Origin of the sequence: Limibacillus sp. (assembly GCA_037379885.1) — a bacterium.
Taxonomy (GTDB): Bacteria; Pseudomonadota; Alphaproteobacteria; order Kiloniellales; family CECT-8803; genus JARRJC01.
In genome coordinates, this window is record JARRJC010000087.1 from 1 (window position 1) to 5,060 (window position 5,060).

The 5,060-nt window shown below is 67.4% G+C and carries 7 protein-coding genes; 2 read left to right on the forward strand and 5 right to left on the reverse strand.

Annotated features, from left to right (window positions below):
* A partial coding sequence (locus P8X75_14410; protein ID MEJ1996375.1) for a GNAT family N-acetyltransferase occupies positions 1–235 on the forward strand: 235 nt, incomplete at its 5' end.
* Here P8X75_14410 and P8X75_14415 read toward each other — a convergent pair.
* The 5 genes from P8X75_14415 to P8X75_14435 all read right to left on the reverse strand — a co-directional run bounded on the left by P8X75_14415 (position 232) and on the right by P8X75_14435 (position 3,688).
* Positions 232–600, reverse strand: coding sequence for a hypothetical protein (locus P8X75_14415; protein MEJ1996376.1), 369 nt, complete (start codon positions 598–600; stop codon positions 232–234). The two genes, P8X75_14410 and P8X75_14415, sit on opposite strands and share 4 nt — an antisense overlap.
* Positions 601–679: 79 nt before the next feature.
* Entirely contained in the window at positions 680–1,585 is a 906-nt protein-coding gene (locus P8X75_14420; GenBank protein MEJ1996377.1) for a DMT family transporter, read from the reverse strand.
* Positions 1,586–1,666: 81 nt separating this feature from the next.
* Entirely contained in the window at positions 1,667–1,900 is a 234-nt protein-coding gene (locus P8X75_14425; GenBank protein MEJ1996378.1) for a hypothetical protein, read from the reverse strand.
* A 209-nt stretch (positions 1,901–2,109) separates the two neighbouring features.
* Entirely contained in the window at positions 2,110–2,271 is a 162-nt protein-coding gene (locus tag P8X75_14430) for a hypothetical protein (GenBank protein ID MEJ1996379.1), read from the reverse strand.
* A 226-nt stretch (positions 2,272–2,497) separates the two neighbouring features.
* Positions 2,498–3,688 (reverse strand): aminotransferase class V-fold PLP-dependent enzyme, encoded by a 1,191-nt coding sequence (locus P8X75_14435; GenBank protein MEJ1996380.1) that lies wholly within the window; start codon positions 3,686–3,688, stop codon positions 2,498–2,500.
* A gap of 178 nt (positions 3,689–3,866) precedes the next feature.
* On the opposite strand from P8X75_14435, the gene P8X75_14440 reads away from it, so the two are divergent.
* A partial coding sequence (locus tag P8X75_14440) for an FAD-dependent oxidoreductase (protein ID MEJ1996381.1) occupies positions 3,867–5,060 on the forward strand: 1,194 nt, incomplete at its 3' end.

A 5,060-nucleotide genomic window follows, 5' to 3' on the forward strand; every position in this document is an offset into this window, starting at 1 on the left:
GCGGCGGGGTATTGGGCGCGCGCTCATGCTCGCCCTGGAAGTCTTCGCGGCAGGGCGCGGGCGCCATCTCCTGACGCTCGACACGCGCTCCGGCGATGCGGCGGAGCCGCTCTACCTTGGGCTTGGTTATCAGCCGATCGGGCAGATACCGGGCTTCAGCCGTGATACCTTCACCGACCGGCTGGACGCCACCACCATCATGTACAAGACGCTCGCGCCGGGAGAGACGGCCTAGAGCTTCAGGTCCAGGATGCGGCAGTCCAGGGTGCGGCTCAGCATCAGGCCCTGTTCGTTCTTCTCGGCGATGTAGGCGCGCAGCGTGTAGCGGTTGAGCCAGATTTCAGCGCCCTCCAGATTGGCCCGCAGATAGTCGGGCAGGCGCTCGAAGATGGCCGAACCGGCCTCCTTGTCGCCGCGCATGAAGGTGATCCGCTCACCCTGGATTTCCCAACGGTCCTCCCAGATCCCTGCGCGCTCGGCTTCGTCGCAGAGCAGAACGGTCTTCGCGGCCGTTTCCTCTTCGGCGGCCTGTTGGGCCAGGGCCGGGGCAGCGCTCCCCACGAGAAAGCCGCTGAGCAGCAGTGCGGTCGCAAGACGCATGATGAAGTCCCTCTCCTTCGGTTTTCTCCCTGCAGGTAGCTTAGCCAGGGGGACTGGCCCGAGTCGACCTCTTGGGATCCTAGGAGGCTGCGGGGGCGGCCGGAGCGCGGCGGCGGCTGAGCCGCCAAGCGGCGTGCAGCGCCACGGCGCCCAGCACGATGGCGCCGCCCAGGAAGGTCGCGGGCGGCGGCTCCTCGCCCACGCCCAGCCAGACCCAGAGAGGTCCCAGCACCGTCTCCAGCAGCATCAGCAGCGCCACCTCGGGCGCGGGCACGTGACGGGGGCCGAGGGTGATGAGGCCGAACGACAGCGGCATCACCACCGCGCCCATCAAAAGGATGTAGAGGAGGCTCTCCGCCGGCGGCGAGAGCAGCGCCGCCGCCGACAGGCCCGCGAAGGGAAGCGCGATGCTGGCCGAGATGAGCGCGCCCAGAGCCGTTGCCGGAATCATGTTGAGGCCGCCCGACCCCCGGATCACCGTGAAGATGCCGGCGAGGGTGAGGGCGGTCACCAGCGCCGAGAGGTCGCCCGGGCCGGTGCCGGCCGACAGGCTGTCCCCCATGACGATGGCCACGCCCAGTATCCCCGCCAGGATCGCCGCCCAGGTCGCCTTGGCCACGGCCTCCTTCAGGAAGATCATCGACATGAGAGCGGCGAAGAGAGGGGAGGCCGCCAGGATCACCAGGACGTTGGCAACGGAGGTATGCTCCACGGCGACCACGAAGGAGATCGCATTGGCCGCATAGAGCAGCGCCACCAGAAGCCCCCGGCGGCCCAAGCCGCGTATCTCCTGCAGCGCCTTGGCGCGCCGGTAGGCGAAGAAAGCGGCGAAGAGCATGCTCGACTGGAGGGCGCCGCGCCAGACCACCAGGCTCCAGGCGTCCGCCGGGATCAGCCGCAGCAACAGCGTGTCCGGCGTCAGCACCAGCACGCCGAACAGCGTCAGCAGGAAGCCTTTTGCGTGGGCGGCCTTTGCGGAGTCCAAGGGATGACCTCTGAGCGGAGACGGAACGTCGTCCCTGCGGTCTATCCCGTCCCCGGCGGCAGCGCAAGCCGATCGACGCGATCAACGGGCCTTGGCGCGCTCTCCGGTCCAGGGATAGCCGCGCAAGCCCGGCGCGCGCCAGGCCTCCACCGCCAGGCGCCGGCGATAGATCTGCGCCAGGCCCTCCAAGCGCGCCGCGGTCTCCGGCGTGGGGGCGACGGCGTAGGCCTCCAGCGCGGCCTCGTAGTCGTCCCAGACGGAGTTGGTCGGGCAGTCGGCCTTAACGGTCTCGCAGGGTCGGGTTCTGCGGTTCATGGCGTTTTCCTCGCGGGCGGCGTTTTGTGTCTTCTATAACGCGAGGTTTTACGCGCGGCGGGTTTCACCCTGAGGGCGCTTCGGCGACGCTTTCATGACGCCCTCTTGATGAGGGCGCCGAGGATGTGATCAAGCGGGAAAGAGGGCTCGCGAAAAAAGGCACGGACGCAGAAAGTCCAGGGCACTGGTCCTAGCCAGAAACGCTTCCCTCAGTTCCGTCGCGCGGTCTGAACCGTGGCGCGGAAAGCGGGTAGGTCGGTCTGACGGACGCAGACGTGCGTGCCGTAGCGCGAATCATGGCGGTCGTTGTAGCGCATGGCCGCCGAGGCGCAGTCGGTCGGATTCTCGAAGGCCTCAATCGTGTCAACCAAGCCAACGGAACCGTCGGTAAGACCAAACAGCACGACAAGTACATATTTGGAGGCTGTCATCATTCTGTAATGGTGAGGCCGATTCGCTGTTCTTGCAACAAAATTGTAATGAATTCCAAAGCTGATTACTGGAATCGAAAGGCGCTCTTTTCGGTAAGAATAGATTCAACTGCTGAAAAATATCGCAGTTATTGCGCCTAAGGGCGGGTCAAGCCACGAGTCTTTGTCAGCGCCCTTTCAGCGCCTCGCCCAGATAGGCTGCGGCGGCCGAGACGCCGCCCTTGCCATGCGGGATGCCGAGGGCCGCCAGCGCGGTCTCCAGGGCGCCGAGCGTGCCCAGCATCATGGGCGCGTTCACATGGCCCATGTGCGCGATCCGGAAACCCTTGCCGGACATCTCGCCGATGGCGATGCCCAGGACCACGCCCAGGTGCTGCTTCAGGTAGGCGAGCAGCGCGGCGGGGTCCATGCTCTCCTGGCAGCGGACCATGGTGATCGCGTCGGAGCGCTGGGAGGGCTCCAGGATGTTGAACTCGAAGGGCGCGCCCTCCGACCAGACCTCGACCGCGCGCCGCGTCGCCCCGGCCAGGAGGCGGTGCCGCTCGAAGATGTTCTCAAGGCCCTCCTCGAAGATCATGTTCAGGGCTTCGCGCAGGCCGTAGAGCATGTGGACCGGCGCGGTGCCGCAATACTTCTGGTAATGCTCCGGCCCCTCGCGGAAGGACCAGTCCCAGTAGCGGGTCTTGAGGTCCGCGGTGGCGCTCTTGGCGCGGGCCTTGTCGCTCGCTGCCACGAACCCCAGGCCCGGCGGGCACATGAGGCCCTTCTGGGAGCCGGTGACGGTCACGTCCACGCCCCAGGCGTCCATCTCGAAGGGAATGGTCGCAAGACAGGCGATGCAGTCGACCATGAAGAGCGCGCCGTGCCCGGCGGCGTCGATCGCCTTGCGCAGCGCCGGGATGTCGTTCACGACGCCGGAGGCGGTATCCACCTGAACCACCATCACGGCTTTGATCTCGCCCGCGCTGTCGGCTTTCAGGCGCGCTTCCAGGGCGGCCGGGTCGACGGCGGCGCGCCAGTCGCCCGGCAGGACCTCGACCTCGATCCCCATGGTGTCGGCCATCTCGCCCCAGCCGCGCGCGAAGCGCCCGCTGTCCAGCACCAGCACCTTCTCGCCCCGCGACAGCGTGTTGGAGACCGCCGCCTCCCAAGCGCCGTGGCCGTTGGAGATGTAGATGTAGGTCTCGCCCTCGGTCTTGAAGATCTTCTTCATGTCGGCAAGGCAGGAGCGCGTGATGTCGAACAGGCGGCCGCCGTAAATCTCGATGGCCGGCTGGTGCATCGCGCCCAGCACCCGATCGGGAACCGTGGTGGGGCCGGGGATGGAAAGGAACTCGCGACCGTTGGAAAGCGTCATGGCGGGGTGAGCCTTATATAAAGGGGAAAGCGGGGCTTCCGTAGAGCCCTTAAATAAAGCCGCCGCAGCGCCTCGGCAACAGGCAAGCGACGGGCTTGACAGAAGCGGCTGGCAGGCGGGACTGTCTGCCCTGTTCAAGGCAAGCGGGAAGGCGGAGATCGTGGGAGAAAGGGAGCCCTTGAGGGTCGCGGTCGTTGGCGCGGGGATCGTTGGCGTCTGCGTGGCAGAATGGCTGCGCCGCGATGGTCACGACGTCCTGCTGATCGACCGGGTGGACCCTGGCTCGCGCGAGCAGACCTCCTTCGGCAACGCCGGGATGCTGGCGCGCTGCGCGGTGGTGCCGGTGCCGGTGCCCGGTCTCTGGGCCAAGGTTCCCGGCATGCTTCTATCCAAGGATTCGCCCTTGTCGCTGCGCTGGAGCCAACTGCCGCGCATGGCCCCCTGGCTGCTGCGGTATCTCTCCAAGGGGCGCGAGGCGGAGGTGCGGCGTATCGCCGAGGGCCTCGGCCATCTGCTGCTCGACTCGCCCGATCAGCACCGGCGCATCGCCGAGGGCACGCCCGCCCAGCGCTTCATCAAGGATTGCGAATACCTCTACCTCTACAAGGACCGGGCGGCCTATGAGGCCGACGCCTTCGGCTGGGGACTGCGCGCGGAGTTCGGCTTGCGGACCCGCCCCGTCGAGCGGGCGGAACTGGAAAGCATCGCCCCCGGCATCGCGCCCGGTCAGGACTTCGCCATGGCCCTGCTGGATCACGGGACCATAACCAATCCCGCCGGTTATCTGGCGGCCCTGGCCCGGCATTTCACCGACCAGGGCGGGCGCTTCCTGAAGGCGGAGGTCGAGGCCATCGAGCCGGAGGTGGACGCCATCGCGATCAAGGCGGGCGGTGAGCAGCTGCGGGTCGAGCGCGTCGTGCTCGCCGCGGGTATCTGGTCCAAGCGTTTGGCCGAGCGCCTCGGCCACAAAACGGCGATGGAGAGCGAGCGCGGCTATCACGTCATGCTGGAGGATCCCTCCATGACGCCCCGCTCCCCGATCATGGTGGCCAGCGGGAAGTTCGCCATGACCCCGATGGAAGAGGGGCTCCGGCTGGCCGGGCTCGTGGAGTACGGCGGCTTCGGCGCGGCCCCGGCGGAGGCGCCGGTCGAGTTCCTGAAGAGGCGGGTCCGCAAGCTCTTCCCCGGGCTCACCTGGAAGGCCGAGCAGGTCTGGGAGGGGCACCGGCCCACCACGGTCGATTCCCTGCCGCTTTTGGGGCCTTCGCCGCGCGAGGCTCGCGTGCTCTTTGCGTTCGGCGCGCAGCACATCGGCCTTACCAGCGGCCCCAAGACCGGCCGCATCGTCGCCGACATGATCGCCGGGCGGCGC